This is a genomic window from Pseudomonas sp. 67(2021) (genome assembly GCF_017491835.1).
Lineage (GTDB): Bacteria > Pseudomonadota > Gammaproteobacteria > Pseudomonadales > Pseudomonadaceae > Aquipseudomonas > Aquipseudomonas atacamensis.
In genome coordinates, this window is record NZ_JAFGYL010000005.1 from 30,266 (window position 1) to 56,906 (window position 26,641).

Consider the following 26,641-nt stretch of genomic DNA (forward strand, 5'->3'; position numbering starts at 1 on the left):
GGTCATCCTGGAGTGGCGAGGCCGGACAGGCGCAAGCGGTTGCGGCCGCCGCGTTTGGACTCATAGAGCGCGGCGTCGCCAAGTTCGATCAGCGCCGCGAGACTGGCCGGCGGTTTGTCGAACAGTGTGGCGCCGATGCTCAAAGTCACCGCAGCGGACGTGGGATAGGTGTGCGACGCCAAGGCCAGAAACTGTTCGCGCAAGGCGTTGCCCAGTTCAAGGATAGCTTCGGCTGAGGCATTGTTGAGCAGCATCAGAAACTCGTCGCCACCCAGCCGCGCCGTCAGCGCATGGGGCGGCAGCTGGGCGCGGATCATCTCGCTCAGGGCAATCAGCAAGCGATCACCGGCAATATGCCCGTACTGGTCGTTGACCAGTTTGAAGTTGTCGATATCGATCAACAGCAGCGCACCCGGTCTTTGCGCGGAGACACCAGCCAACAGGCGTGGCGTGCGTTTTTCCAGGGCGCGGCGGTTGTAGAGGGCCGTGAGTGGATCGCGCTCGGCGAGGCGGGCGATCTGCTTTTCCCGGCGATAACGCTCGGTGCCGGTCATCGACAGGGCGATCAACATGATCGCCATCGCGCCTTCGACCAGCGAGATCTGAATGATCTCGCCACGAAACGCCGCCAGATCGATCAGCGTGCCGGGGATCACCACGGTCAGGGCCTTGGCCACATAAAAGATGCCGTGGCCGAGCAGCACATAGCGCAGTTGCACCGCGCCAACGCTCAACGACTTGCCGTGTGGACGCAGCAGCGAACTGGCCTTGAGTGTCGGGATCGCCACCAGCAGCGAGTTGGCCACCAGCATGGCCTTGGACCACAGCGGGCCGTCCGGCAACATCAACATGATCAGCCACGTCGCGAAAATCAGGTACCACGCCGGCGACAGTCGGGTCTGGGTGAAGCGCGCCACGCCGAGGAGGAAGAAGAAGTGCGCGGTCACCAGCAGGCCGTTGGCGAACCAGATGCCCAGCAGCAGAAAACCGCTGCTGCGCAGCAGAGCGAGGGTGGAACCGATGGTGATGGTGGCGAAACCGGCGCTCCAGAACAGTAGCGAAGGCTCACGGATGCTGCGCCACTCGACCGCCAGGTACAGCGCGGCAGCGGCTGCGAGGGCGATCGTGATGGTCAGCATCGTTGGCGGGTCGAGCGGCATTTCCGGGCAGGCCTGTCTGTATGGCAATAGGCCTGCGATTGTAAGCGTTTGGTCAGGTTTTTCGCAGGGGGCGCGTTGCCGGGCAGACCACTGGCGCTCCAGCGGTCACTCTTGCGGGCTTAGCCAGGTGTCTACCACGCGGCGATCGAGCTCTTCCCAATAGGCCATGCCCAGCACCCGCGTGGTGTTGAGCCCGCGCAGATAACCGCGCAGTTGCTGGGCAGTGTCGCGGATCAATTGTGCATCGCGGGCGTTTTTGTCCAGCAGGACGCTTTCGTACTGCATCAGGTATTCGGCTACGCGATCGCGATATTCGGGCAGCACGGCGTCACGGATCAGATCAAACGTTCTCAAGGCGAGACCCTCATCATTTTTCTTGAATGTGCTCAGTGTGCATCAGTCTGCGCGACGCGCAACTATTGCTGGAAGTAATAGTGACCATCAAGAAACGCAAGTTCTGCTTTGCCGGCGATCGGCGGAAAATCGCCTCCATCGAAGACGCAGCTCAAGGAAATTGCGCGATGAACATTCTGACTCGACTGGCAATGATCGCCCTGCTGATGGGCGGGGTGGTTACTGCACCGGCTTACGCAGACGACGCCCGGTCGTGTCACCTGCAACCCATCGCCGCCAGCGCCTCGGCGTTGCAGCACACGCAGACCGTGGGTGTGTTGTTGAGCGAAAACACGTTGCAGAACCTGCAATACCTGGAGCGCTACCACGACATGGCGCTGAACGGTGCGAAAGACGCACTGGACTCGCGAATCCGCGACGCCTTTGTCGGCAGCTCCGACCCGGAACTGGCCCTCGACTGGCTGGTGAGTTCGCTGCAACAGCAGTTCGTCTCGGTGACCGTCTACGACAACCTCGATGCGCTGGTTCAGGCCCATCCGGACGTGGTGGTCAAGCTCGACACGTTCAACCGCTTGCTGACTCAGCGTAACAGTTTGGTCGAGGCGCGCTTCTCTGCACGGTTCTACGACGCCGATCTGCAGTACATCGGCAAGGCCGAGGGGGCGATCGAGCAAGAATTGCCTTCGGTCTGGGTGCACAACCAGGCGGCGCCGCAGATCGCCGCGCAGATCAATCAGCAGCGTGACCTGCAACTCAATGCGCTGAAGCAATTCGATGTGTCGCTCAAGGCCCTGGTGGCGTCGAGCTGATTCTTAAAACGTAAATGGCAACGGCGGCGCCGTGAAGTCGAACCGTTGCCGGTTGAACCGAACCTTTATTTTCAGGATTTACTCCATGCGTCCTTTATTCGTGCCAGCCATGGCTTTTGTTTCCCTGTTGCTCGCCGGTTGCGCTTCGGCGCCGAACGATCCGACCCTGACCTTGCAGACCAGCAAGACGCCGGCGCAGTACGCCGATTGCGTGGTGCCGAAATTGCAGGGCAGTGCCTTGAATCCGACGGTTTCGCAGAGTCAGCGCAGTTATCGGATTGTGGTGCCGAGCAAGGTGTCGGCGGATAACGTGCTGGAGGCGTACAAGGCGGGGAAGGGCGGCAAGGTGTTCATTTATGAGCGGCATTTGCTGGCGTCGAATTTGTTGCCTTCGAGTTTTGAGCGGGCGGCTCAGGAGTGTATTTGATCTGAGCGCTTGAATGGTTTTGACAGAGCTCCTTTGGTTGGCCGCAACCAACCAATTTTTTGGCCCCACACTGGTTTTCGGTTGTGGGGTTTTTTTTGGGGGACTTGGCGGCCTTTGGGCCGACCATGCTTCGGGGTTTTTGGGTGTATATCCTTTTTTGGTGGTGTTGCGGCTGGCGGTTTCGCCCTTACGGCGAGGCACTTTTTCCAGACGCCGAAAAAGTACCCAAAAAGGCTTCGCCCTGACGTTCGGCCCGCTCGCTGGGGCTCGGGGTTCCTTCGCTCCGGGATCGATCCGGGCGCAGCGGCTACGGTTTGCTTCGCTGCACCTCCTTCCGCTGTGTCTGGCTGCGCCAGACGGTCGCTGCGCTCCCACACCCGGATCAATCCCTCCACTCAGCCTGCCGACGGGCTCCAGGATCAAAAGCTACTCGAGCTTGCGCTCATCGTGTTGGGTGGCGGGACGGCCTGCTTGGTTTGCTTTTGCTTTTCTGTGGGAGCGAGCTTGCTCGCGAAGGCGGCCTGACAGCCGACCTGTTCTTGAGCGGAACGCGATCCAACTGTAGGAGCTGCCGAAGGCTGCGATCTTTTGATCTGGCCTTTGCTTTTGCTTTTCTGTTGAGAGCAAGCCTGCATTGGACGTTGGGTGTTGACCAGTTCCTGTCTACGCCACAAAAACCTGTGGGAGCTGGCTTGCCAGCGAAGGCGGCCTGACAGACGCCCCATTTCTCACTGAATGTACGCAATCAAACCTGTGGGAGTGAGCCCGCTCACGAAGGCGGTGTATGCCGCAATCGTGAACGGCGCTGCATTACGCGTTCACCCCGTCACACACCCAACCGGCACTTTCCCCGCAAACGTATCAACCAGACTCGCCACCACCATTTCCCCCATCCGCGTGCGTGTCTGCAATGTTGCGCTGGCCCGATGCGGTTGCAGCACCACTTGTTCATTAGCAAACAACGCTTCAGGCACAGTCGGCTCATCAACAAACACATCCAGCCCCGCCCCGGCGATTTCCCCAGCCGAAAGCGCGGCAACCAGATCCGTCTCATTCACCAGTTTGCCCCGGGCGACGTTGATCAGATAACCGTCCTTGCCCAGCGCTTGCAGCACTGGCGCGTCGATGATCGCTTCGCCCTTGTCCGCTGCGGCGGCGAGGATCAGGGCGTCGCTGTCGCCGGCCAGTTGTTTGAGGTCGGCGACGAAGGTGTGGGGGACGTCGCTCATCGGTTGCAGGTCGGTGTAGCTGATCGGGCAGCCGAAGGCGGCGGCGCGGGTGGCGATGGCGCGGCCGACGCGGCCCATGCCGACGATGCCGATGCGCATGCCGGAGACTTGTCGGGCCAAGGGCAGCGGGGCGAGTGGGGTCGGGCTTTGTGGCCATTGGCCGGAGCGCACGTAGCGGTCGCTGGTGCACAGGCCGCGACAGACCGAGATGAGCAGGCCGATGGCGAGGTCGGCGACGTCTTCGGTGAGGGCGCCGATGGTGGCGGTGACGCGGATGCCGCGGTCGCGGGCGTAGGCCAGATCGACGGCGTCGGTGCCGACGCCGTTGACCGCGACGACTTCCAGGTTCGGCAGTTGCGCCATCAGCGCCTGGCTGATGCCGGTGTGGCCGCCGGTGATCACGCCACGGATGTTGGCGCCGTGTTCGTTTATGTAGGCGGGTTTGTCCGCTTGCTGGTAGTAGCGGCGTACGGTGAACAGTTCGTCCAGACGCGCGTTGATTGCCGGGATCAGGATCGGGCTCAGTTGCAGGATTTCTGGCTTCATGGCTACCTCGTTACGCAATAAAAAGGCCGGCTCAACCGCGGCCGGCAAACGGCATGGCGCTGGCCATGACGGTCATGTTCAGGACGTTGGCTGACAGCGGCAGGCCGGCGATGTAGCGCACTGCATCGGCGACGTGTTTGACGTCGACCATCGGCTCGACGGCGATGCTGCCATTGGCCTGGCGCACGCCTTTGGTCATGCGCACCGACATTTCCGTCAGGGCATTGCCGATGTCGATCTGGCTGCAGGCAATGTTGAATTCGCGGCCGTCCAGCGCCAGCGATTTGGTCAGGCCGAGCACGGCGTGTTTGCTCGCGGTGTAGGCGCTGCTGAACGGGCGCGGTGTGTGTGCGGAAATCGAACCGTTGTTGATGATTCGTCCGCCCTGCGGCTGTTGTTTGCGCATCAGCCCGAAGGCGCCGCGAGCGCAGAGAAAGACACCGTTGAGGTTGGTGTCGATCACGTTGCGCCACTGCTCGAAGGTCAGCTCGTCCAGCGGCACGGCGGGGGCGTTGACGCCGGCGTTGTTGAAGACCACATCGAGGCGCCCGTAGACCTCGGCAATGGTCGCGAACAGCACGTCGACACTGGCCGGGTCACGCACGTCGGTGGGCACCGCCAAGGCTTGATAACCTTGGCTCTGCGCCAGTTCGGCCAACGCTTGCAAGGGCTCGGGCCGGCGTCCGGCGAGCACGAGGGTGAAACCGTCAGCCATCAGGCCCAGCGCCACGGCGCGGCCGATGCCACTGCCGGCGCCGGTGACCAGCGCAACTTTCAAAGAGGTCGTCATATTGTTGTTCTCCTTTTTTCTCAATCCGCTGGAATCAGGGCCGTGGGCCGACGCGCATTTGCAATTGGCCTATGCCGTCAATGCCAGCGTTGATCACATCGCCCGGTTGCAGGCTGTCAACGCCGGCGGGGCTGCCGGTCATGATCAGGTCGCCGGCGCGCAGGGCCACGGATTGCGAGATGCGGGCGATTACTTCACTGACCGACCAGATCTGGCTGTCGAGGTTGTCGCGTTGGCGTTCTTCGCCGTTGACGTTCAGCCACAACTCACCCTCGGGATGGCCGCTGCGGCTCACCGGGACAACGGCAGTCATCGGCGCGGCGCCGTCGAACACCTTGGCGCCTTCCCACGGCAAGCCGTTGCTCTTGGCCGCGCGTTGCACATCGCGGCGGGTCAGGTCGAGGCCGGCGGCGTAGCCCCACACGTAGGCGAGCGCTTGATCCTCGGGGATATTGGCGCCGCCTTCACCGATGGCGACGACCAGTTCGATTTCGTGAACGAAGTCCTCGCACACTGTCGGGAAGGCGATGTCGCCGACAGCATCGACCACGCAGCTTGCCGGTTTCATGAAAAACACTGGCGGCTGGCGCGACTGGCCTTGAGTGTCCGGCCATGGGTAGTTGCGGCCGACACAGAACACCCGGCCAACGGGGAAGCGCTGCTCGGTGCCGAGTACCGGCAAGGTCACGGGCAGATCCGGGGTAAAGACGTATTCAGTCATGTTCATCCTGCGGGTCATCCTGTTTGAAAGGGCAGCGTACGGCGGCTGGCGTCGGTGAAGTTGGACGAAAGCCGCCTGCGTTTGGACAAATCCGGGTTCTTGCCTCAGCGCACCTTAAGCTCGATGCGATACAGGCGTCCGAGCAGTAACGAATAGGAGAGGGTGCCGATCAGCGCGACGCCGCCAATAAACCAGAAGGCATAGGCGAAGGTGCCGGTGGCGTGGACGATGGCGCCGATCACGATCGGCGTGACGATGCCGCCGATGTTCGCCGCCAGGCTGGTAATGCCGCCGGTGAGGCCGATCAGCTCTTTCGGCGCCACTTCCGATACCGCCGCCCACGACGAGGACGCGATGCCTTGGGCGAAGAAGGCGATGGTCAGCACGGCAATACAGATCAGGTTGGAGTCAGTGAAATTCACCAGCACGATCGACATGCCCAGCATCGAACCGACCACCAGCGGCAACTTGCGCGCAAACGACATCGAGTAACCGCGACGGATCAGCAAGTCGGAAACGATGCCGGCCAGCAGAATCCCCACCGTGGCACCCACGAACGGCAGCACGGCGAAGATCCCGGCCTTGATCATGGTCAGTTTGCGTTCTTCGATCAGGTAGGTCGGGAACCAGGTGAGGAAGAAGTACAGCGCCGAGGTGCTGGCGAATTTGCCGATGCAGATCGCCCAGATCTGCCGGTAGCTGAACAGCTCGGCAATTTGCCGCCAGTTGAAGCGGGTGCGCTCCTGGCTGCTCTTGACCAGGCCGCCGCCGGTTTCGATGTACTTCAATTCTTCCTGACTGACCTTCTTGCAGTTCAGCGGATCGCGATACAGGTACAGCCACAGCACACCGAAGACGATGCCGAGTGCGCCGGTGCTGTAGAACACGTGGCGCCAGTCAAAAGTGGTCGCCAGCCACAGCAGCGCGCCGGTGAACAGCGCTGTGCCTAGGTACTGACCGCACACGTAAATGCTGCTGGCCATCCCGCGTTCCCGCGCCGGGAACCACACCGTCACCGCGCGGCTGTTGGCCGGAAAAGCCGGGGCTTCCATGGCGCCGACCGCCAGGCGCAGGCCGAACAGCGAGGCAAACCCCGTGGCGAAACCCTGGCAAACGGTGACGGTCGACCAACTGATCAGCGAAACGCCGTAGGTGAAGCGCGAGCCAAACCGGTCAGCGATGAAGCCGGCCGGCACCAGCGCCAAGGCATAGGTCCAGGCGAACGCGGAAAAGATCAGGCCCATCTCGATCTTGTCCAGGCCCAGGTCCTTGGCCATGAACGGCGCGGCGATCGAGATGTTCACCCGGTCGATGTAATTGATGATCGTCGCGATCAGCAGCAACGACAGCATGAACCAGCGCCGCCGGGTAGGCAGGCGCTGCGCCGAAACGGCATCGCGTGCACCGGCTATCACCGGCGGCACCGTGGCACTGGAAGAATGGGAGTTGGACATGCGGAGACCTCGTTATTGTTAGAAGAGTCGAGATTTTTCGAGCAGCCGATGCCGTTGCCCGCAACGTGTGGGGCAAGGCAATCGAACGGGTTGCAGCGCGGCTTTCAGACGTTCAGGAACGTCTTTGTGCAATTGATTTCAAGGGGAGGTCGGGCGGGGCGGCGAGGGGAAATAGCAGGATCATGACGTGCGCACCTTTGATTGTTTTTGAAAGAGGTTGGGCTGCGTTGGTCATTACAGTGGTCGTACAACGGTTCTAAATCAACCGATGGGTTAGAACGTTTTTTCTTGAAAAAAGTGGGTTTGGCGAACGTGTCCAAAAAGATAAATACAATTTGTCTTGAGAATAAAGATCAGGTTCATATCCCAAAATACTGAAAAATAACGACTATCTTGATTTTTGTAGTAATGCGGTTTTTGGACAGGCTCATCGCGAGGCTTCTTTCAAAAAAAACAACGTCATCGTATGACTCATTGCCGCCCACCTCCCAACCCTGCAAGATGACAGGCGTCACCTCACTGCCCGGAGGACCTTCTGCCCATGTCTTCACCCAGCCGTATCCCGACCTACGTCATGCAGCAACGCAGCGAATTGACCGATTTCTACATTCGCGACAAAAAGGGGCGGCGCGCCGAAACCGCGCCTCACCGGCACGAGTACTTCCAGATTCAGATCAATCTCGGTGGCGACACCGTGCAGCACATCGGCAGCGTCCAGCGGCCATTCCCGCGCAACACCCTGGCGTTCATCCTGCCGCACCGCGTGCATGTGATTCCGCATCCCGCGGACAGCAATTTCATCGTCATCAATTTTTCCCAGACGTTTCTCTTGCCGCATCTGCAATGCGACCCGATGGATCTGGAAGAGGTGTCGATCCTGCTCGCGCCGGAGCTGTCGCCGTTCCGCTTTCAGGAACATCTGGATTTCATTTTGGGCGATGAGGATTTCGCTCAGGTCTGCGGCCTGATCGAACAGATGCGCGCACTCGATGAGAACCGTCAGTTCGGCACGCGGGAAATGCTCAAGGGCTTGTTGCTGCAGATGATCGGTAGCGTGTGTTTTCTCTACGCCGAGCCGCTCAAGCGTCTGGCGGAAGAGAATGCTGCCGAGAACAGTCGTCGCGACGCCTTGAGCCGCATGTTCGAGTATTTGCGGAAGAACATCGCCGATCCTGATCTCAACCTGATCAAAGTCGCCGCTGCGACCTATCTGTCACCGACCTACCTGACGCACTGGCTGCGCAAAGAGATCGGCAAGACCTTCACCGAGCTGGTGCTGGAGCGGCGCATGCACGCGGCGCGCAACTTCCTCCTCAACAGCACGCGCTCGGTGGGCGAGGTGGCGCGGTTGTGCGGGTTCGCCGATGAGGCCTATTTCTCCCGGCGGTTTCGCCAGATTCATGGCCAGCCACCGGGGCAGTTCCGCCGCCGCCAGCTCAACCCGGACACGCCGCAGACGCCACTGAATACTTAGAGCGGCGCTCAGACCCACTTGAAGCGGGCAGGGAAGCGCGCGACAAAACAGGTGCCCGTTTCACGGTCGGATGTCACGCTCAAGGTGCCGTTGTGCGCATTGGCAATCTGCCCGGCGATGTACAAGCCCAGTCCCAACCCTTCATGACGCTGGCCTGCTTCGGAACGGGAAAACGGTTCGAACAGCAGCGGCATCAGCGCAGGCGGGATCGGCGTGCCCTGATTGGTCAACGAAATAACGATTTCGTCGCCCTCGGCAAAGGCTTTGAGCACGATCGGTTCGGCGGTGGAGCCGTGGGTCACGGCGTTGCCCAGCAGATTCGACAACAACTGGCTGATCCGCAGCGGGTCGCAATAGACCCCGGCCGGCACCTCCAGCGAATCGATAAACTTCGCCTGCGGGTAGGCCACCTGGATTTCTTCCAGGGTCTGGCGCAGCGTTTGCTGCAAGTCATCGACCAGTTTGCGCTGTACCGGGATGCCACTGCCGAGCCGACCCCGAGCGAAGTCGAGGATGTTTTCGATCAGCACGCCCATGCGCACCGAGCTGGTGCGAATCGCCGACAGCAGAGTGCGCGAGCGCTTGTCCTCGACTTTGCTGTCCAGCAGATCGGCACTCATGCGGATGGCACTGAGTGGCGTGCGCAAGTCATGGCCCAGCACCGCGATGAACTGCTCGCGCAGACGGCCCATTTCGTTGGCATCGGCCAGCGCGGTTTTGGTCGCGTGCAAATGGCCTTGGGTATCCAGGCTCATCGCAATCAGTTGGGCGAAGAGGGTGAGGGTCTTTTCGATGGCCGGGTCGTCAAGGTTCGCCGGCACCGAATCAATGGCGCACAGCGTGCCGAAGAATTCGCCATCGGCCTTGATGATCGGAATGGAGATGTAGCTTTCCAGACCGTAGGTTTTCGGCGTGTGGTGCGTGGAGAACAGCGGGTGCTGGCTGGCATGGCCGAAGATCACCGGCTGATGGTGCTGACGGATCTCATGACAAATCGTCGATTCCAGCACCAGTTCGCCGCCGGGCAACAGGCCGAAGTCAATCGAATCATCCACGGCGCAGGCGATCCACTTGCTCTCGGTGACCCGCGCTACGGCGGCGAAGCGCATACCGGTGATGTGCTTGACCATGCTCAGGATCACCGGCACAGCGTCAATGCTGCCGATGGCCTGGAGGTCGGAGGAGAAATCTGTCTGGGGCATGGCCGGTGCTTCGCGAAAGTGTCGCCAGAGACTATCGGTAATTGCCGGCCTTGCCTAATGAACCTGCAAAAAAGGGCACCGGGAAAACTCCCGGCGCCCTGTGTGGTGCTTGCTGAGCGCTATCGCCTCAGAACTTGTACTTGGCCGTCATCATGTAGCTGCGCGGGGTGCCGTAGTTATCGGTCGAGCCCCAGGTCACGTCGGTGCCGATGGAGGAATAGTACTTGCGGTCGAAAATGTTGTTGGCGTTGACCTGCAGGTCGAGGTGCTTGTTGACCTCGTAACCAGCCATCAGGTCGGTGACCGCGTAGCCGCCCTGTTCGAGGCGATAGCTGCCGCCGTTGGCCAGAGCGATGTCGTTGTACATGCGGCTCTGCCAGTACACGTTGCCGCCCACGCGCAGTTTTTCCAGCGGGCCTTTGAAGCGGTACACGGTGGAGACCTTGAACAGGTGCTCGGGCATGTCGGTGTCGAATTTCTGGTTATTGTTGGCCGGGTTTTCGTCCTTGATGTAGTGGGCGCGGGTGTAGGTGTAGCCGGCGCCGACTTGCCATTGCTCGGTCAGCGCACCTTGCAGTTCCATGTCCACGCCTTGGGCGCGAACCTTGCCAGAGGTTTCGTAGCAGGTCAGTTCCGGGCAGCCTAGCTGGGTCGCTGCCTGAGTGGCGCGGTTGGTCTGGTCCATCTGGAACACTGCCACGCTGCCGTTCAGCGCGCCGTCGAAATATTCGCCCTTGATACCGACTTCGTAGTTTTCACCGACGATCGGCTCAAGCACTTTGCCGCCGAGGTCCTTCTGGGTTTGCGGGGTGAAGATGTCGGTGTAGCTGGCGTAGACCGAGTGATGGTCATCGAGTTTGTAGATCAGGCCGGCGTAACGGGTCAGGTTGCGGGTGACTTTGAAGTCGCCGTCGGCGCTGCGATCGTCGTAGTCATACCAGTCCAGACGACTGCCGAGGATCAACGTCAGCGGGTCGGCCAGGCTCAAGCGCGTGGTCAGGTAAACCGCGTCCTGAGTGGTGACGTTGCGCGATTTGCCGCTACGCACGAAGTCAGGTTTTGGCGCGGCGATCGGCAGGCCGGTGTCGTAGGGCGAGTATTCCTTGGTGGTGGCGTCGTACACCCGATTGCTGGCGCCGACTACCAGTTCGTGGGTACGGCCGAACGCTTCGAACGGGCCGCTGGCGAAACCATCGAAGGCGCGTTGCTTGTCGGTGTGGTGCGATTGGTAGGCGGTGGTTTCCAGCGGGCCGTCGTAGCGCGACAAATACGTGCCGGAGAATTCGCCTTCGGTTGTCGAAGTGGAACCGCCGAGGTGCAGTTTCCAGTCGTTGTCGAAACGGTGTTCGACTTCACCGAATACGGTGTCGACTTGCAGCTTGCGGTTTTCCCAGTCGGTGCCCGGGTAAGTGGAGCGGGGCAGGTCGAGGTGGTGGCCGTCTTCGCCGATCGGCAGGCCGCCCCAGAAATAATTGGTCTGATCGTTCTGCCGGGAGAAACCGAGGGTCGCCGTGGTGCTGTCGCTCAGGTCGGCTTCACCGATGGCGTAGAACAGGCCGTGATCGTTTTCTTCCTTGTCGCGAAAACTGTCGGCGCCCTGATACGACGTCACCACCCGGCCACGCAGGGTGCCGCTGTCGTTCAGCGGACTGGAGGCGTCGACCTCGCCACGGTAGTCATCCCAGCTGCCGGCGGCGCCGGTGAGGGTCACGCGCTGATCGGCGGTCGGGCGTTTGCGCACCATGTTGATCGCCGCCGACGGGTTGCCGGCACCGGTGACCAGGCCGGTCGCGCCACGGACGATTTCCACGCGATCAAACATCGCCAGGTTCGGTTGCACCGCCAGGGTGTACGGCGAATACGAGCTGGGCAGGCCGTCGTACATGATGTTGTCGATGTCGAAACCACGCGCCTTGTAAGTCTGCCGCCCCGGGCCGCTGGCCTCGCTGAGAAACAGCCCCGGCGTGCCACGCACCACGTCGTTGACGCTGGTCATGTTCTGGTCGTCCATGCGCTGGCGAGTGATCACCGTCACCGCCTGCGGCGTTTCGCGCATGGTCAGCGACAGCTTGGTCGCGGTCTGCATCGGGCCGGTGGTGTAGGACTGCGTGTCTTCGGTGGTGCTGCTCATCTGCGTAGCGCCGATTTCGGTCGCTTGCAGTTCCAGCGGGCCATTGGTGGGCGCAGTGGCTGCGGTTTCTTCAGCCAACGCAGGAGCGATGCTGGCCATGCCGATGGCGATTGCGAGGAGGTTAGGTGAAAGGTTCGAGCGGCGGTGAATGGTGTGAAACGACATCTATCTGCTTCCCCAAGATTTACCCAAACGAAACTAATGCGAGTGCATGTAAGAATTATTCGCATTAGTATGTCGGAAGTTTCCGGGGGAATAAACCCGTACGAGTCAGTTAGTTAATGATTTTTTCACAATTGGATTTGAGCGGTTGCGCAAACAAATGTGGGAGCGAGCCTGCTCGCGAAGGCGGTGTGTCATTCAACAGATGCGTTGTCTGATACTCCGCTTTCGCGAGCAGGCTCGCTCCCACAGGGTGATGCGATTTTTCTGAAATCAGTCCAGATCCTTCGCCTCATGCCGCTCCGGCACCTGACTGTCTTCATCACCCCAGGTGCGATTCACTCGCTGCCCACGCATGACCGCTGGCCGCTTGGCGATTTCTTCGGCCCAGCGCTGCACATGGGTGTACTCGTGCGCCGCGAGAAACTCCGCCGCCGAGTAAACGTTGTTGCGCACCAGTTGCCCGTACCAGGGCCACACGGCGATGTCGGCGATGGTGTAATCGTCGCCGGCCAGATAGGTGTTGTCGGCGAGACGGCGGTTGAGCACATCCAGTTGCCGTTTGGCTTCCATGGTGAAGCGGTTGATCGGGTATTCGAGCTTCTCCGGCGCATACGCGTAGAAGTGCCCGAAGCCCCCGCCCAGATACGGCGCCGAGCCCATTTGCCAGAACAGCCAGTTGAGGGTTTCGGTACGACCGGCCGGATCCTTGGGCAACAAGGCGCCAAACTTTTCCGCGAGATACAGCAGGATCGAGCCGGACTCGAACACCCGGATCGGCGGCTCGACGCTGCGATCCAGCAGCGCCGGGATTTTCGAGTTCGGGTTGACCTCGACAAAACCGCTCGAGAACTGATCGCCCTCGCCAATGCGGATCAGCCACGCATCGTACTCGGCCTCGCTGTGGCCAAGTGCGAGCAACTCTTCGAGCATGATGGTGACCTTGACGCCGTTGGGCGTGGCCAGCGAATACAGTTGCAGCGGATGCTTGCCGACCGGCAGTTCCTTATCGTGGGTCGGCCCGGCGATCGGCCGGTTGATGCTGGCGAAATGGCCGCCGGAAGGAGCTTCGTGTTTCCAGACCTTGGGCGGAACGTAAGACGCATTGCTCATGAAACGGACCTCGTCGATGCTGGGAGAGAACAGGTAGACACCGTAGGGAAAATTTCCGGCGGGTGCCAGCGGTGAGTGCGGTTATTCATATTGAATGATGCAAACCGATCTGCCGCCTTCGCGAGCAGGCTCGCTCCCACAGGGGTATGTATTGGACAGAGAAACAGGGTTCACCCGTATTCATTGTGGGAGCGAGCCTGCTCGCGAAGCGTCGGCAGTGTCGCCGCGCCTAATGGCTCCAATACCGCCCAACCGCACCCCCGATTCCCTGCACCGGATCTGTCTCAGGAAACGCCAGCCCCGCAATCCGCGCCAACTGCGCATCACTCGGCGCGGCCCGGCAAATATCCGCCTGCTGACCCGGCGGATAAGCACCGACCACCAGAAAATCCTCGCTCGAGCCCAGATTGCAGTGCCCGGTCCCGGCCGGCAGCAACAACACATCCCCAGCACCGACGTCGACGACTTGCCCGTCAGGCCCGCCCAACATCAACCGCGCCTGACCGGCCGCCACGCCAAGCACTTCGTGGCCTTCAGTGTGGTAGTGGTGATAGTCATATATGCCGTAGCGCCACTGCGCCGGCCAGCCATTGGCGCCGAAGGTCTGCTCGAAGCGCGCCGCCGGATCGTCGCCTTCGATGGCCAACGCGCGGCGGTAGATCAGCACTGGCAGACGCGGATTGTTCGGCACCCAGCCATTGCGTTCCAGCAGCAGGGTTTGCACTTCAGTCATGGTCAATCCTCCTTCGCTCGATTTATCAGTCGACCGCAGCGCAGGGCAATCGCCTCAAAAAATCATTGCCGCGCAAACACGGTGCCTGAGCCCATGCCCGTGCAATCCAGCGAAACTTCATCGCGCAGCGGGCTGTCCAGACCCTTACATGTCCATGCAGCGGTAAATGGCGAGGGTCAAGATGACGATGACAGTTGGTGATTTTCTGGTTGAGCGGCTCAGCGAATGGGGCGTCACGCGGATTTTTGGTTATCCGGGGGATGGCATCAACGGCGTGTTCGGCGCCATGAGCCGGGCCAAAGGCAAGATCGAATTCGTTCAGGCACGGCACGAGGAAATGGCCGCGTTCATGGCCTCGGCCCACGCCAAGTTCACCGGCGAACTGGGCGTGTGCATCGCTACTTCCGGCCCCGGCGCTTCGCACCTGATAACCGGCCTCTACGATGCGCGCATGGACCACATGCCGGTGCTGGCCATCGTCGGCCAGCAGGCGCGCACGGCGCTGGGCAGTCACTACCAGCAGGAGCTGGACCTGGTGTCGATGTTCAAGGATGTCGCCGGTGCGTTTGTGCAGCAAGCCTCGGCGCCATCGCAAGTGCGCCATCTGCTTGATCGCGCGGTGCGTACCGCTGTCGGCGAGCGCCGCGTCACCGCGCTGATTCTGCCCAATGACTTGCAGGATCTGCCTTACGAACAACCGGCGCGCGCCCATGGCACCGCGCATTCCGGCGTCGGCTACAGCAAGCCTAAAGTCGTTCCTTATGCCGCCGATCTGCAACGCGCCGCCGAGGTACTGAACAGCGGCGAGAAAGTCGCGATTCTGGTCGGTGCCGGCGCGCTGGAGGCGACCGATCTGGTCATCGCCGTGGCGGAAAAACTCGGTGCTGGTGTCGCTAAAGCCTTGCTGGGAAAAGCGGCATTGCCTGACGATTTGCAGTGGGTCACCGGCAGCATCGGCCTGCTCGGCACCGAGCCCAGCTACAAGCTGATGAGCGAGTGCGACACCTTGCTGATGATCGGTTCAGGCTTCCCGTATTCCGAGTTTCTGCCCAAGGAAGGCCAGGCGCGCGGCGTGCAGATCGACTTGCAGCCGGACATGCTCAGCCTGCGTTATCCGATGGAGGTCAATCTGGTCGGCGATTCAGTGGAAACCCTCGCCGCGTTGCTGCCCTTGCTGGAACAGAAAACCTCGAACAAATGGCGCAAGAAGATCGAAGGCTGGCGCAGCAGCTGGGAGAAAACCCTGGAAAAACGCGCCATGGCCAAAGCCGATCCGGTCAATCCGCAACGAGTGGTCTACGAGTTGTCACCGCGCTTGCCTGAGAAGGCAATCATCACCAGCGACTCCGGCTCCTGCGCCAACTGGTTCGCCCGTGACCTGAAAATCCGTCGCGGCATGAAATGCTCGTTGTCCGGTGGCCTGGCCTCGATGGGCGCGGCGGTACCCTATGCGATCGCGGCGAAGTTTGCTTACCCGGAACGCCCGGTCATTGCCTTGGTCGGCGACGGCGCGATGCAGATGAACAACATGGCCGAGCTGATCACCGTCGCCAAATACTGGCGGCAATGGCAGAGCCCGAAATGGATCTGCGCGGTGTTCAACAATGAAGACCTCAATCAGGTCACCTGGGAGCAGCGGGTGATGGAGGGCGATCCGAAGTTCGAAGCGTCGCAGAGCATCCCGGACGTGCCGTATCACCTGTTCGCGATTTCCATCGGCCTCAAGGGCATTTTCGTTGATCGTGAAGAAGAGGTCGCCGCTGCGTGGGAACAGGCGCTCGCCTCGGAAGTGCCGGTGCTGATCGAGTTCAAGACCGACCCGAACGTGCCGCCGCTGCCACCGCACATCAAGCTTGAGCAAGCGAAGAAATTCGCCACGACCCTGCTCAAGGGCGATCCGGACGAAGCCGGGGTGATCGTGCAGACCGCCAAGCAGGTGTTGGGCGCCGTGTTGCCCGGGAAGAAATGACGGTGTGCGCTTGAACGAGTCAACCATCTACATCGGTTGCGCCGGCTGGAGTCTCGGGCGCGAGCACTGGCCGGCATTCCCCGCCGAAGGCACGCACCTGCAACGCTACGCCGCGCGCTTCAACTGTGTGGAAATCAATAGCTCGTTCTATCGCCCGCATCGGCGTCAGACCTACGAACGCTGGGCCGACTCGGTAGCGCCGCACTTTCGCTTCGCAGTGAAAGTGCCGAAGCTCATCAGCCATGAACAGCGGCTGGCGGACAGCGCGGCCGCGCTCGATGAGTTTCTCGGCCAGTGCCAGGGCTTGGGTGATCGACTCGGCTGCCTGCTGGTGCAACTGCCACCAAAACTTGCCTTCGATGCGCCGGTGGCCGAGGCGTTTTTTCATGCCCTGCGCGAGCGGTTCACGGGCAGTGTAGTGCTGGAGCCGCGACACGAATCGTGGATTGAGGCTGAGGCAATGCTGGTGGATTTGCAGATTGCCCAGGCGGTGGTCGATCCCTCGCGGATCAGCACCGACACCGCACCGGGTGGCTGGCAAGGCCTGCAGATTGGCGCCTGCACGGCTCGCCACGGATTTATCACAGCGCTTATGAAGCGGCCTATCTGCAACAGCTTGCTCAGAACCTGCGGCGCGCGAAGGCCGACGGCAGAGACATCTGGTGCATCTTCGACAACACCGCCAGCGGTGCCGCCACCGCCGATGCGCTGGCTTTGAAGGCGTTGATCGAAGGCGTTGAACGCTGAACGACGACGCTCTCGCCACCCACACAAACGATCCGGCTACAGGTAAACTCCGCGCACTTTTTCAAGGAGTTCACATGAGTTACTACCAGCCGGGCATTCTCGCTACCCCTGTTCCTGCGCAAGCACGTCATCTGTTTTTCGCCCTGGCGTCGGTTGAAGCCTTGCCGCAAGCGATCGACAGCCTGCTGATGCTGGTGGATGGCAAGTCGGCGGTGGTTGGCTTTGGTGAGTCGTTGACCAAGGCGCTGAATGTCGAAATCGCCGGCCTGCGCAGCTTCCCGGCGCTGACCGGCGTTGGCGTGAACAACCCGTCGACCCAGCATGCCCTGTGGATCTGGCTGCACGGTGTCGACCGTGGTGAACTGCTCAACCGCTGCAACGCTATCGAAGCCGCGCTGGCCCCGGCCTTGCGTCTGGTCGAGATGCAGGAAGCCTTCCGCCACATGGAGGGCCACGACCTCACCGGTTACGAAGACGGCACGGAAAACCCCCACGATGACGCCGCTGTCGCCGCCGCACTGCTAAGCAGTGGCGCGGACGGGCTGGTCGGTGGCAGCTTCGCCGCGATCCAGCAGTGGCAGCACGACCTCAAGGGTTTTCATCGCCTGTCTGCCGGCGCCAAGGACGACATCATGGGACGGCGCTTGAGCGATAACGAAGAAATCGACGACGCGCCGATCTCCGCCCACGTCAAACGCACCGCGCAAGAGAGCTTCGCCCCGGAAGCGTTCGTCGTGCGCCGTTCGATGCCGTGGATCGAAGGCGATCGTGCCGGTTTGATGTTCCTCGCTTTCGGTTTCTCCCTCGATGCCTTCGAAGCGCAGCTGCGCCGTATGAGCGGTCTGGAAGACGGTATTGCCGATGGCTTGTACCAGATCAGCCGGCCAATCACCGGCGGCTACTACTGGTGCCCGCCGCTCAAGGATGGACGCCTTGATCTGCGCGCGTTGCGCATCGGCTGAGGACTGCACATGAACGTGGTGCGCTGGGGCATGATCGGTTGCGGCAGTGTCGCTGAACGCAAGAGCGGACCGGCCTTTTACAAGGCGCCCGGTTCGGCACTGGTCGCAGTGATGGGCCGACGTCTCGAAGCGGTGACCGACTACGCCGCGCGCCACGGCATCAGCCGCGTCTACACCGATGTCGATGCGCTGATCAACGATCCCGAAGTGGACGCGGTGTACATCGCCACACCGCCCGACAGCCACCACGCCTACAGCCTGAAAGTCGCCGCCGCCGGCAAGCATTGCTGCGTGGAAAAGCCCATGGCGCTCAACGCCGGGCAAAGCCGCGAGATGCAGCAAGCGTTTGCTGCTGCCGGTCTGCACTTGTTCGTCTCCTATTACCGCCGCTCGCTGCCGCGCTTCGCTCAGGTGCGGCAATGGCTGGAGGAGGGTCGCATCGGCGATGTCCGCCATCTGAGCTGGACGCTGACCAAAGCGCCGTCGCCGGCTGATCTTGAGGGTCGCGATAATTGGCGCACCGACCCGGCGGTGGCTGGCGGCGGCTACTTTGCCGACCTGGCCAGCCATGGCTTGGACTTGTTCCAGTATCTGCTTGGCGACATCGTTGAAGTCGCCGGTTTCACCGCGCGTCAGGCGGGTCTGTACGCGGCGGAAGATGCGGTCAGCGCCACCTGGCGGTTCGCCTCCGGAGCGCTGGGCATGGGCTGCTGGAACTTTGTTGCGGACCGGCGTGAAGATCGGGTCGAGATCATCGGCAGCAAAGGGCGCATCGGGTTTTCGGTGTTTGACGAGCATCCGGTGCAGCTGGATGCCGATGAGCAGATCAGCCTGGAGATCGCTCATCACCAGCATATTCAGTGGCATCACGTGCTGGGGATGAATGCGCATATTCGGGGTGATTCACAGCATCCCGCCGTGGCCGAGCAAGCCGTCAAGACCGATTGGGTAATGGACGAGATCCTCAAACGCTGAATAGCTCACGATCCCCTGTGGGAGCGAGCCTGCTCGCGAAAGCGGTGTGTCAGTCACGGAGGTATTGACTGACAGAATGCTTTCGCGAGCAGGCTCGCTCCCACAGGTCTTCCGGCGCAACGCGCATCTAAGGTTATGCCCAAACAATATTTCTCAACCTCGTCATAACCTCTCTAAGATCACGTCATAACTCGTTATGACAAGTGATCCGACGATGACCGATAACGTTCTCTCCCTCAGTAGCGTTCCGCTGCATACCCAACTGCGCGATGTCCTGCGTGCGCGGATTCTCGACGGTGAATACCCGCAAGACAGCCAGATGCCTTCCGAAAGCGAACTCGGTGCACTGTTCAAAGTCAGCCGCATCACCGTGCGCCAGGCGCTGGGTGATCTGCAAAAGGAAGGCCTGATCTTCAAGATCCATGGCAAGGGCACCTTCGTCGCCAAGCCGAAAACCTTTCAGAACGTCAGCAGCCTGCAAGGCCTCGCCGAGTCGATGACCGGGCGCGGCTACGAGGTGATCAACCGCCTGCGCAGTTTCAAATTCATTCCGGCCGACAAGCGTGTCGCCGAGCGTCTGCAGGTGGCCGAAGGTGAGATCGTCGCGCAGATCAAACGCGTGCGCCTGATCAACCGCGAGCCGATTTCGCTGGAAATTACCTACCTGCCCAAAGCGGTCGGCGAACGGCTGGAGAAGGCCGACCTGGTCACTCGCGACATCTTTCTGATTCTGGAAAACGACTGCGGCATCGCCCTCGGCCACGCCGATCTGGCCATCGACGCAGTGCTGGCTGACAGCGACCTGACCCAGGCGCTCAACGTCGAAGCCGGTTCGCCAATCATGCGCATCGAACGTCTGACCCACGACGCACAGGGCCAGCCGCTGGACTTCGAACACCTTTACTACCGTGGCGATGCATTCCAGTACCGCCTGCGGATCGACCGGCAAAAAGGGGAGCAGGCATGACCCGCAACGTTCTAGAACAGGAATACGACATCGTCGTGATTGGCGGCGGTACGGCCGGGCCGATGGCGGCGATCAAGGCCAAGGAGAAGAACCGCGATTTGCGCGTGTTGCTGGTCGACAAGGCCAATGTCAAGCGCAGCGGCGCGATCAGCATGGGCATGGATGGCCTGAACAACGCGATCATTCCCGGCCACTCGACACCGGAGCAGTACACCAAGGAAATCACCATCGCCAATGACGGCATCGTCAATCAGGCGGCGGTCTACGCCTATGCGACGCACAGTTTTGAAACCATCGAACAACTCGACCGCTGGGGCGTGAAGTTCGAGAAGGACGAAACCGGTGACTACGCGGTGAAAAAGGTCCACCACATGGGCGCCTATGTGCTGCCGATGCCAGAAGGGCACGACATCAAGAAAGTCCTGTATCGGCAGTTGAAACGTGCGCGGGTGAGCATCACCAATCGCCTGGTCTGCACGCGTTTGCTGACCGACGAGGAGGGCGCGGTCAACGGTGTGATGGGCTTCGATTGCCGCACCGCCGACTTCCATGTGATCAAGGCCAAAGCGGTGATTCTCGCCTGCGGCGCGGCCGGACGCCTTGGTCTGCCGTCGTCGGGCTACCTGATGGGCACCTACGAAAACCCGACCAATGCCGGTGACGGCTACGCGATGGCCTATCACGCCGGCGCCGAACTGGCCAATCTCGAGTGCTTCCAGATCAACCCGTTGATCAAGGATTACAACGGCCCGGCCTGCGCGTACGTCACCGGCCCGCTGGGTGGCTACACCGCCAACAACAAGGGCGAACGCTTCATCGAGTGCGACTACTGGAGCGGGCAGATGATGTGGGAATTTCACCAGGAACTGGAAAGCGGCAACGGTCCGGTGTTCCTCAAACTCGATCACTTGGCCGAGGAAACCATCCAGAACATCGAGGAAATCCTGCACAGCAACGAGCGCCCGAGCCGTGGCCAGTTCCACGCCAACCGTGGCACCGACTACCGCACGCAGATGGTCGAAATGCACATTTCGGAAATCGGTTTTTGCAGCGGCCACTCGGCGTCCGGCGTGTGGGTCAACGAGCGTGCCGAGACTTCGGTCAAGGGCTTGTACTCGGCGGGAGACATGGCTGCGGTGCCGCACAATTACATGCTCGGCGCGTTCACTTACGGCTGGTTCGCCGGGCACAACGCCGCGGACTTTGTTGCCGGCCGCGAGTTTTCCGCACTGGACAGCGAGCAGATCGCCAAGGAGAAAGCCCGGGTCTACGCGCCGCTCGATCGCCAGGACGGTCTGCCGCCGGCGCAGGTCGAATACAAGCTGCGGCGCTTCGTCAACGACTACCTGCAACCGCCGAAAGTGACCAAAAAAATGCAGATCGGCCTGCAACGCTTCAGCGACATCGAGCGCGATCTCGAGCAGATGAAAGCCAACAACGCTCACGAACTGATGCGAGCGATGGAAACCAGCGTGATCCGCGATTGCGCCGAAATGGCCGCCCGCGCTTCGTTGTTCCGCGCCGAAAGCCGCTGGGGCCTGTACCACTATCGCGTCGATCATCCGCAGCGCAACGACGCCGAGTGGTTCTGCCACTGCCATCTGAAGAAGGGCGAGGACGGCCAGATGACCAGTTTCAAGAAGGCCGTCGAGCCTTACATCATCCCGCTCGACGCCGAGGAAATGCAGGCCTACGACCGCCTGCGCGTCGGCGCTTTCGCCGCTTGAGACATCATTTTTCAGAGAGTCCGAACCATGGCTTACCAAGCTCAGGAAATCTTCTTCCGCTCCAACGCCCCGGTCACCGTCGACGAGGACAAATGCATCGCGGAAAAGGGCTGCACGGTGTGCGTCGACGTATGCCCGATGGACCTGCTGGCGATCAACCCGGCCACTCAAAAGGCCTACATGGCGTTCGATGAATGCTGGTACTGCATGCCGTGCGAGAAGGATTGCCCGACGGGGGCGGTGAAAGTCGAGATCCCCTATTTATTGCGTTGACCCCAAATCCATTGTGGGAGCGAGCCTGCTCGCGAAAGCAATCGTTCATTCAACAATGATGGTGACTGACCCGCCGCCTTCGCGAGCAGGCTCGCTCCCACGTTGCAATTGTGATTATCCAATAGCCATCCGGTGAACCCCGGACGCTGAATGCAAAACACCCCTCGTTTCCCACCGCGCCCTGATCGCGGCGGAGACGAACTTCAAACCAATGATTCGAGGGGAAACACTCATGTTGCGTGCAGCACTCGCCGGTCTGGTACTGGCTTCATTCACCTTGTCGGCCTCGGCCGAAACCATCCGCATCGCCATCGGCACTCAGGACACCACTATCAACTGCGCCGCCGGCGGCCTGTTGATCCGTGAACTCGGTCTGCTGGAAAAATACCTGCCCCACGATGGAGCCTACAAAGACGCGAAGTACGACGTGCAGTGGAAGAATTTCACCAGTGGCGCGCCGCTGACCAATGAGATGGTCGCCGGCAAACTCGATTTCGGTGCCATGGCCGATTTCCCCGGTGCGTTCAATGGCGTGGCATTCGAAACGGCGGGCAAGCACAGCCTGTTCATCAGCGTGCTGTCGGGCAGCATTAAGGGCAGCGGCAATGGCATCGTCGTGCCGAGCGCTTCGTCGGTGCAGAGCTTGAGCGAACTCAAGGGCAAGACCATTTCGGTGCCGTTCGCCTCGACGGCTCACGGCATGTTGCTGCGCGCCGTGGCAGAGCAGGGCTGGGACCCGCTCAAGGATGTCAACATCATCGCCCAGCCACCGGAAGTCGCCGGCTCGGCATTGCAGGCCGGCAAGATCGACGCCCACGCCGACTTTGTGCCTTTCGCCGAGCTGTTCCCGAGCCGTGGTTTCGCCCGCAAGATCTATGACGGCGCTCAGGCCAACGCACCGACTTTCCATGGCGCACTGGTGGATCAGGCCTACGCCAAAAAGTACCCGGAAATCGTCGTCGCCTACCTGCGTGCGAGCATCGAAGCCAACCAACTGCTCGCCACCGAACCGGAGAAGTACAGCGAACTGATCGCCAAAGTCACCGGCGTCGATGCCGAGGTCAACTACCTGTTCCATGGCCCGCTCGGCGTACAGACCCGCGACCTGAGCTGGAAGCCTGAATATCGCCAGGCCGTCGGTACCGCCATCGATACCCTGAAGCTGCTGAAGAAAGCTGATCGCGGGCTCGACCTGAACAGCTTCATCGACGACCAGTACATCCGCGCCGCGTTCAAGGCTGCGAACCTCGATTACACCGCGCAACTGGCCAACTACGCGCAGACGCCGTTGCCGGGTGTGGATGCGGCGACGGGCAAAGCCATCACCGACGTCAGCCATGTCGCGGAAATCTGGGTGCGTGGCGAGGAAAAAGTCCGCCGTTACGGCTCGGCTGAAGCGGCGTTCACCGCGTTGGCAGGGTTGAAGCAGGAGGGCAAGAACATTCGTGCGGTGTATGCGCAGGCCAGTGACAGCGGGATCAAGTTGCTCGCTGAACAGGCGTGGTTTGCCAGCGACGACAAGGGCCGCCTCAGCGCATTTCTGCTCAAGGGCCAGGCCCAGCAATACGCTGCGGGGCAGGGTGGCAAGGTGTTCGACTTCAGCGATGCCACTGCGCAGGTTGTTGCCAATCGTTAACTCAAACGTAGATCGTTCCCACGCGCAGCAAAGGAATGCCTCAATGGGCGCTCTGCGTCCGCTTTGGATGTGACGCGGAGCGTCACGGGATGCATTCCCACGCAGAGCGTGGGAACGATCAGAGGTGATATATGTTTCCACGCTGGATCCCCCGGGCCGCCTCACTGCTGCTCTGCCTGCTCTTCTGGCAACTCGCCGCCAGCCACCACTGGAACCTCGGCCTGGTCACCTTTGCCAACGTGCCGACGCCACTGGCGGTGATCGAAGCTGCGCTGGGCCTGGGCGACTCGGGCAAACTCTGGCAGCACTTGAGCAGCAGCCTCGGCCGGGTCTTCGCCGGTTACTTGGCGGCGTTGATCATCGGCATCGCCCTGGGCCTGGCCATCGGCCGGTCGAAATGGGCCGAAGACATTCTGCTGCCACCACTGGAGGTCCTGCGCCCGATCCCCGCCGTGGCGTGGATTCCGCTGGCGATCCTGATGTTTCCATCCTCGGAATTGTCGATGGTCTTTATCACCTTCACCGGCGCGCTGTTCCCGATCCTGCTCAACACCGTGCACGGCGTCGAAGGTGTCGATCCACGCCTGATCGCCTCGGCAAAAAGCCTCGGAGCAGGGCGTCGGGCGATTCTGCTGGAGGTGATTCTGCCAGGCGCTGCGCCGAGCATCATTACCGGTCTGGCGATCGGCATGGGCACTTCGTGGTTCTGCCTGGTGACGGCGGAAATGATCTCCGGGCAGTTCGGTATCGGTTACTACACATGGGAGTCCTACACCATTCAGAACTACGCCGACATTGTCGTCGGCATGCTCCTGATCGGCGTGTTGGGCATGGGCAGCAGTTGGCTGATCAAACGCCTGGGCAGCTTGTTCACGCCTTGGCATCGACCACGAGGCAAAGCCTGATGAGCGTCATGCAAACCCCGGAAGGGCGGATCGACATTCGCCAGTTGTCCATCGTCCTCGGCCAGGGCCGCGAAGCTTTCGAAGCGGTGCAGGGTCTCGATTGCCAGATCGAACCCGGCCAGTTCGTGTGCATTCTCGGCCCGTCCGGATGCGGCAAGTCGACCTTGCTCGGCGCTCTGGCCGGGCACTTGAATGGGAGTACCGGCAGCTTGAAAGTCGACGGCAGCGCGGTGACCGGCCCGTCGCCGCAGCGCGGCATGGTGTTTCAGCACCACACGCTGTTCCCCTGGCGTACGGTGCGCGACAACGTCGCCTTCGGCCTGAAGATGCGCGGCGTCGGCAAGACTGAGCGCCGTCTCGCCGCTGACGACATCCTCAAACTGGTCGGCCTCGAAGGCTTTGCCGAGCGCTGGCCCGATCAGCTTTCCGGTGGCATGCAGCAGCGGGTGGAGATTGCCCGGGTGCTGGTCAATCGCCCGCGCCTGTTGCTGATGGACGAGCCGTTCGGCGCGCTCGATGCGCTGACCCGCTTGAACATGCAGGAACTGCTGCTGGACATCTGGACGCGCATCCGCACCACCGTGGTTTTCGTCACCCATGACATCGAAGAGGCGCTGTTTCTAGCCGATCGCTTGCTGGTAATGAGCGCGCGACCAGGGCGAATCATCGAAGACCTGCGTCTGGACTTTCCACGCCCGCGCACCAGCGAACTGGTGACCAGCCCCGAGTTCGCTCGCCTGAAACGCCATTGCCTCGACCTGCTGCGCCACGACAACGACCGACCGCTGCCGCGCCTCAATCCGCTCGGCCTGCCTCCTGAAAACCCTTTGCCGCGATTTGCCCTATGACCTCTATTTTTGCTGTGACCGACAACGAAGACATCCTCGCCCTGCAACCGCGCCTGACGGCTGAAGACGCTGGCGTGCGGCGCATTGCCCTGATTGATCTGGCTGATCTGGAGGAATCGGATGGTTTGCTCTGGCTGGTTGATCGACTCCGGCAGGATCCCGCCGAGGACGTCCGCGCTGAAGCCGCACGATTGCTTGAAGCGTGGGAGGATGAAGCGGTCGTGCAAGCCTTGTGCGAAGCGCTGACGGATTCGGCGCCCGCCGTGCAATCGGCGGCGGCGCAAAGTCTGAGCCTGCTCAAGACTGCGGCGGCGGGGCGGGTCATTCTGCCGTGGACCGCACATGCCGATGTCAGTGTGCGCATCGCCGCCTTTCGGGCGTTACGCGAATTGCGCTTCGCCGAGGCCGCGCCGGCTGCCGTCGCAGCGTTGGAGGACACCGATGCCAATGTCCGTCGCGAAGCGGTCGGTGTGCTCGGCTGGCTCAAACAGCTCGAGGCGCTGCCAGCCCTGGCGCAACTGGCCAGCGACGACCCGGACACCGAAGTGCGCCGCGCCGCGACGGGTGCGCTGGGTCTGGCCAGTGGCGCCGAAGTATTGCCAGCGTTGCGCCAGGCTTTCCGCGACCCTGCCTGGCAAGTGCGCGAAGAAGCTGCGACCACGCTGGGCAAGGTTGGCCACAGCGACGCCGGCCCGGCCTTGGTCGAAGCGCTGAGCGATGATTACTGGCAAGTGCGCCTGCGCGCCACCCGAAGCCTCGGTCGCTTGCGCTTCGTCCCGGCGCTGGACGCGCTGATCGACACCCTCGGCCACCGCATCAGCAATCTGCGCAAGGAAGCCGCGCTGGCCCTCGGTGAATTGAACGATCGCGGCGCCGTGGCCGCGTTGCAGGCGGCGCAGGACGACGGCGACCCGGAAGTGCGCAAAGCCGTGCGCATCGCTCTGAGTCAATTGCAATGAGTCCGCTGGCGGTGGGCAACTCGCAGAGTGCACGCACGTTGCGCCTGAGCTGGCCGGACGGGCGCGAATCGTTGCTCAGGCATGCCGATCTGCGCCGGCAATGCCCATGCTCGCAATGCCGCGCATTTCGCCTGCGCGGCGTCACGCCGCTGGTTGATGATCGCGTGCGCCTGATCGAGGTAAATCCACAGGGTTATGGTGTGCAACTGGTGTTCAGCGATGGCCATCAACGCGGGATTTACCCGTGGGAGTACCTGGCGCAACTGGGTTCCTGACCTTATCCGATGATCGTTCCCACGCTCCGCGTGGGAATGCAGCCCGTGACGCTCCGCGTCACTGGACGCGGAGCGTCCCTTGAGTCATTCCCA

General features: G+C 61.5%; 24 protein-coding genes and 2 pseudogenes. 15 read left to right on the top strand and 11 right to left on the bottom strand.

Annotated elements, in window-relative coordinates:
- Positions 1 to 2: 2 nt before the first annotated feature.
- Positions 3 to 1,160, bottom strand: a complete 1,158-nt coding sequence (locus J5M66_RS08665) for a GGDEF domain-containing protein (protein WP_073474876.1) — start codon at positions 1,158 to 1,160, stop codon at positions 3 to 5.
- 105 nt (positions 1,161 to 1,265) lie between these two features.
- Positions 1,266 to 1,514, bottom strand: a complete 249-nt coding sequence (locus tag J5M66_RS08670) for a hypothetical protein (RefSeq protein WP_123442669.1) — start codon at positions 1,512 to 1,514, stop codon at positions 1,266 to 1,268.
- Between the two features lie 167 nt (positions 1,515 to 1,681).
- On the opposite strand from J5M66_RS08670, the gene J5M66_RS08675 reads away from it, so the two are divergent.
- Positions 1,682 to 2,323, top strand: coding sequence for a class II glutamine amidotransferase (locus tag J5M66_RS08675; protein ID WP_051600691.1), 642 nt, complete (start codon positions 1,682 to 1,684; stop codon positions 2,321 to 2,323).
- 85 nt (positions 2,324 to 2,408) lie between these two features.
- Positions 2,409 to 2,750, top strand: coding sequence for a hypothetical protein (locus J5M66_RS08680; RefSeq protein ID WP_071172017.1), 342 nt, complete (start codon positions 2,409 to 2,411; stop codon positions 2,748 to 2,750).
- Positions 2,751 to 3,568: 818 nt separating this feature from the next.
- On the opposite strand, the gene J5M66_RS08685 is transcribed toward J5M66_RS08680, so the two are convergent.
- The 4 genes from J5M66_RS08685 to J5M66_RS08700 all read right to left on the bottom strand — a co-directional run bounded on the left by J5M66_RS08685 (position 3,569) and on the right by J5M66_RS08700 (position 7,490).
- Positions 3,569 to 4,525 carry a 2-hydroxyacid dehydrogenase gene (locus J5M66_RS08685; RefSeq protein WP_207807896.1) on the bottom strand — a complete coding sequence of 319 codons (957 nt, stop codon included), beginning with the start codon at positions 4,523 to 4,525 and terminating at the stop codon, positions 3,569 to 3,571.
- Positions 4,526 to 4,556: 31 nt separating this feature from the next.
- Positions 4,557 to 5,315 carry an SDR family oxidoreductase gene (locus J5M66_RS08690; RefSeq protein WP_122880747.1) on the bottom strand — a complete coding sequence of 253 codons (759 nt, stop codon included), beginning with the start codon at positions 5,313 to 5,315 and terminating at the stop codon, positions 4,557 to 4,559.
- Between the two features lie 34 nt (positions 5,316 to 5,349).
- On the bottom strand, positions 5,350 to 6,042 hold the full coding sequence (locus tag J5M66_RS08695) for a fumarylacetoacetate hydrolase family protein (protein ID WP_207807895.1): 693 nt from the start codon (positions 6,040 to 6,042) through the stop codon (positions 5,350 to 5,352).
- 98 nt (positions 6,043 to 6,140) lie between these two features.
- Positions 6,141 to 7,490 (bottom strand): MFS transporter, encoded by a 1,350-nt coding sequence (locus tag J5M66_RS08700; protein ID WP_056785134.1) that lies wholly within the window; start codon positions 7,488 to 7,490, stop codon positions 6,141 to 6,143.
- A gap of 541 nt (positions 7,491 to 8,031) precedes the next feature.
- Here J5M66_RS08700 and J5M66_RS08705 point away from each other — a divergent pair.
- On the top strand, positions 8,032 to 8,964 hold the full coding sequence (locus J5M66_RS08705; RefSeq protein WP_024012697.1) for an AraC family transcriptional regulator: 933 nt from the start codon (positions 8,032 to 8,034) through the stop codon (positions 8,962 to 8,964).
- Positions 8,965 to 8,972: 8 nt separating this feature from the next.
- Here the strand turns inward: J5M66_RS08705 and J5M66_RS08710 are convergent, their stop codons facing one another.
- From J5M66_RS08710 to J5M66_RS08725, 5 genes and pseudogenes are all read right to left on the bottom strand, one after another.
- The gene (locus J5M66_RS08710) at positions 8,973 to 10,166 is read right to left on the bottom strand and encodes a GAF domain-containing sensor histidine kinase (protein WP_016774442.1); all 1,194 of its coding nucleotides are present in this window, start codon (positions 10,164 to 10,166) and stop codon (positions 8,973 to 8,975) included.
- A gap of 127 nt (positions 10,167 to 10,293) precedes the next feature.
- A complete protein-coding gene (locus J5M66_RS08715; protein ID WP_136493529.1) occupies positions 10,294 to 12,462 on the bottom strand; it encodes a TonB-dependent siderophore receptor in 2,169 nt (722 codons plus the stop codon).
- A 160-nt stretch (positions 12,463 to 12,622) separates the two neighbouring features.
- A pseudogene (locus J5M66_RS26910) lies at positions 12,623 to 12,736 on the bottom strand (metal ABC transporter ATP-binding protein); the annotation flags it as partial.
- On the bottom strand, positions 12,733 to 13,572 hold the full coding sequence (gene yghU / locus J5M66_RS08720) for a glutathione-dependent disulfide-bond oxidoreductase (protein WP_123442661.1): 840 nt from the start codon (positions 13,570 to 13,572) through the stop codon (positions 12,733 to 12,735). The pseudogene J5M66_RS26910 and the gene yghU, both read right to left, overlap by 4 nt.
- A gap of 229 nt (positions 13,573 to 13,801) precedes the next feature.
- Positions 13,802 to 14,305, bottom strand: coding sequence for a cupin (locus J5M66_RS08725; RefSeq protein ID WP_207807894.1), 504 nt, complete (start codon positions 14,303 to 14,305; stop codon positions 13,802 to 13,804).
- Between the two features lie 181 nt (positions 14,306 to 14,486).
- Between J5M66_RS08725 and J5M66_RS08730 the strand changes: the two genes are divergently transcribed.
- From J5M66_RS08730 to J5M66_RS08785, 12 genes and pseudogenes are all read left to right on the top strand, one after another.
- Positions 14,487 to 16,274, top strand: a complete 1,788-nt coding sequence (locus J5M66_RS08730) for a thiamine pyrophosphate-requiring protein (RefSeq protein ID WP_206420460.1) — start codon at positions 14,487 to 14,489, stop codon at positions 16,272 to 16,274.
- 10 nt (positions 16,275 to 16,284) lie between these two features.
- Positions 16,285 to 17,021 (top strand): annotated as a pseudogene (locus tag J5M66_RS08735) (DUF72 domain-containing protein).
- A gap of 74 nt (positions 17,022 to 17,095) precedes the next feature.
- Positions 17,096 to 17,983, top strand: coding sequence for a Dyp-type peroxidase (locus tag J5M66_RS08740; RefSeq protein WP_076563227.1), 888 nt, complete (start codon positions 17,096 to 17,098; stop codon positions 17,981 to 17,983).
- Positions 17,984 to 17,992: 9 nt separating this feature from the next.
- Positions 17,993 to 18,958, top strand: a complete 966-nt coding sequence (locus J5M66_RS08745; protein WP_207807893.1) for a Gfo/Idh/MocA family oxidoreductase — start codon at positions 17,993 to 17,995, stop codon at positions 18,956 to 18,958.
- A gap of 214 nt (positions 18,959 to 19,172) precedes the next feature.
- A complete protein-coding gene (locus tag J5M66_RS08750; protein ID WP_016774450.1) occupies positions 19,173 to 19,925 on the top strand; it encodes a GntR family transcriptional regulator in 753 nt (250 codons plus the stop codon).
- Positions 19,922 to 21,652: a fumarate reductase/succinate dehydrogenase flavoprotein subunit gene (locus J5M66_RS08755; RefSeq protein ID WP_016774451.1), complete on the top strand. Its 1,731-nt coding sequence runs from the start codon at positions 19,922 to 19,924 to the stop codon at positions 21,650 to 21,652. Before J5M66_RS08750 ends, J5M66_RS08755 begins: the two co-directional genes overlap by 4 nt.
- A gap of 27 nt (positions 21,653 to 21,679) precedes the next feature.
- Positions 21,680 to 21,925 carry a ferredoxin family protein gene (locus J5M66_RS08760; protein ID WP_007959413.1) on the top strand — a complete coding sequence of 82 codons (246 nt, stop codon included), beginning with the start codon at positions 21,680 to 21,682 and terminating at the stop codon, positions 21,923 to 21,925.
- Between the two features lie 211 nt (positions 21,926 to 22,136).
- Positions 22,137 to 23,561 (top strand): ABC transporter substrate-binding protein, encoded by a 1,425-nt coding sequence (locus tag J5M66_RS08765; RefSeq protein ID WP_185015365.1) that lies wholly within the window; start codon positions 22,137 to 22,139, stop codon positions 23,559 to 23,561.
- Between the two features lie 131 nt (positions 23,562 to 23,692).
- The gene (locus J5M66_RS08770) at positions 23,693 to 24,466 is read left to right on the top strand and encodes an ABC transporter permease (RefSeq protein ID WP_123442657.1); all 774 of its coding nucleotides are present in this window, start codon (positions 23,693 to 23,695) and stop codon (positions 24,464 to 24,466) included.
- Positions 24,466 to 25,314, top strand: coding sequence for an ABC transporter ATP-binding protein (locus J5M66_RS08775; protein WP_123442656.1), 849 nt, complete (start codon positions 24,466 to 24,468; stop codon positions 25,312 to 25,314). The genes J5M66_RS08770 and J5M66_RS08775 overlap by 1 nt, the downstream gene beginning before the upstream one ends.
- A complete protein-coding gene (locus tag J5M66_RS08780) occupies positions 25,311 to 26,273 on the top strand; it encodes a HEAT repeat domain-containing protein (RefSeq protein WP_207807892.1) in 963 nt (320 codons plus the stop codon). The genes J5M66_RS08775 and J5M66_RS08780 overlap by 4 nt, the downstream gene beginning before the upstream one ends.
- Positions 26,270 to 26,548 carry a DUF971 domain-containing protein gene (locus J5M66_RS08785; RefSeq protein ID WP_136493522.1) on the top strand — a complete coding sequence of 93 codons (279 nt, stop codon included), beginning with the start codon at positions 26,270 to 26,272 and terminating at the stop codon, positions 26,546 to 26,548. Before J5M66_RS08780 ends, J5M66_RS08785 begins: the two co-directional genes overlap by 4 nt.
- Positions 26,549 to 26,641 lie beyond the last annotated feature (93 nt).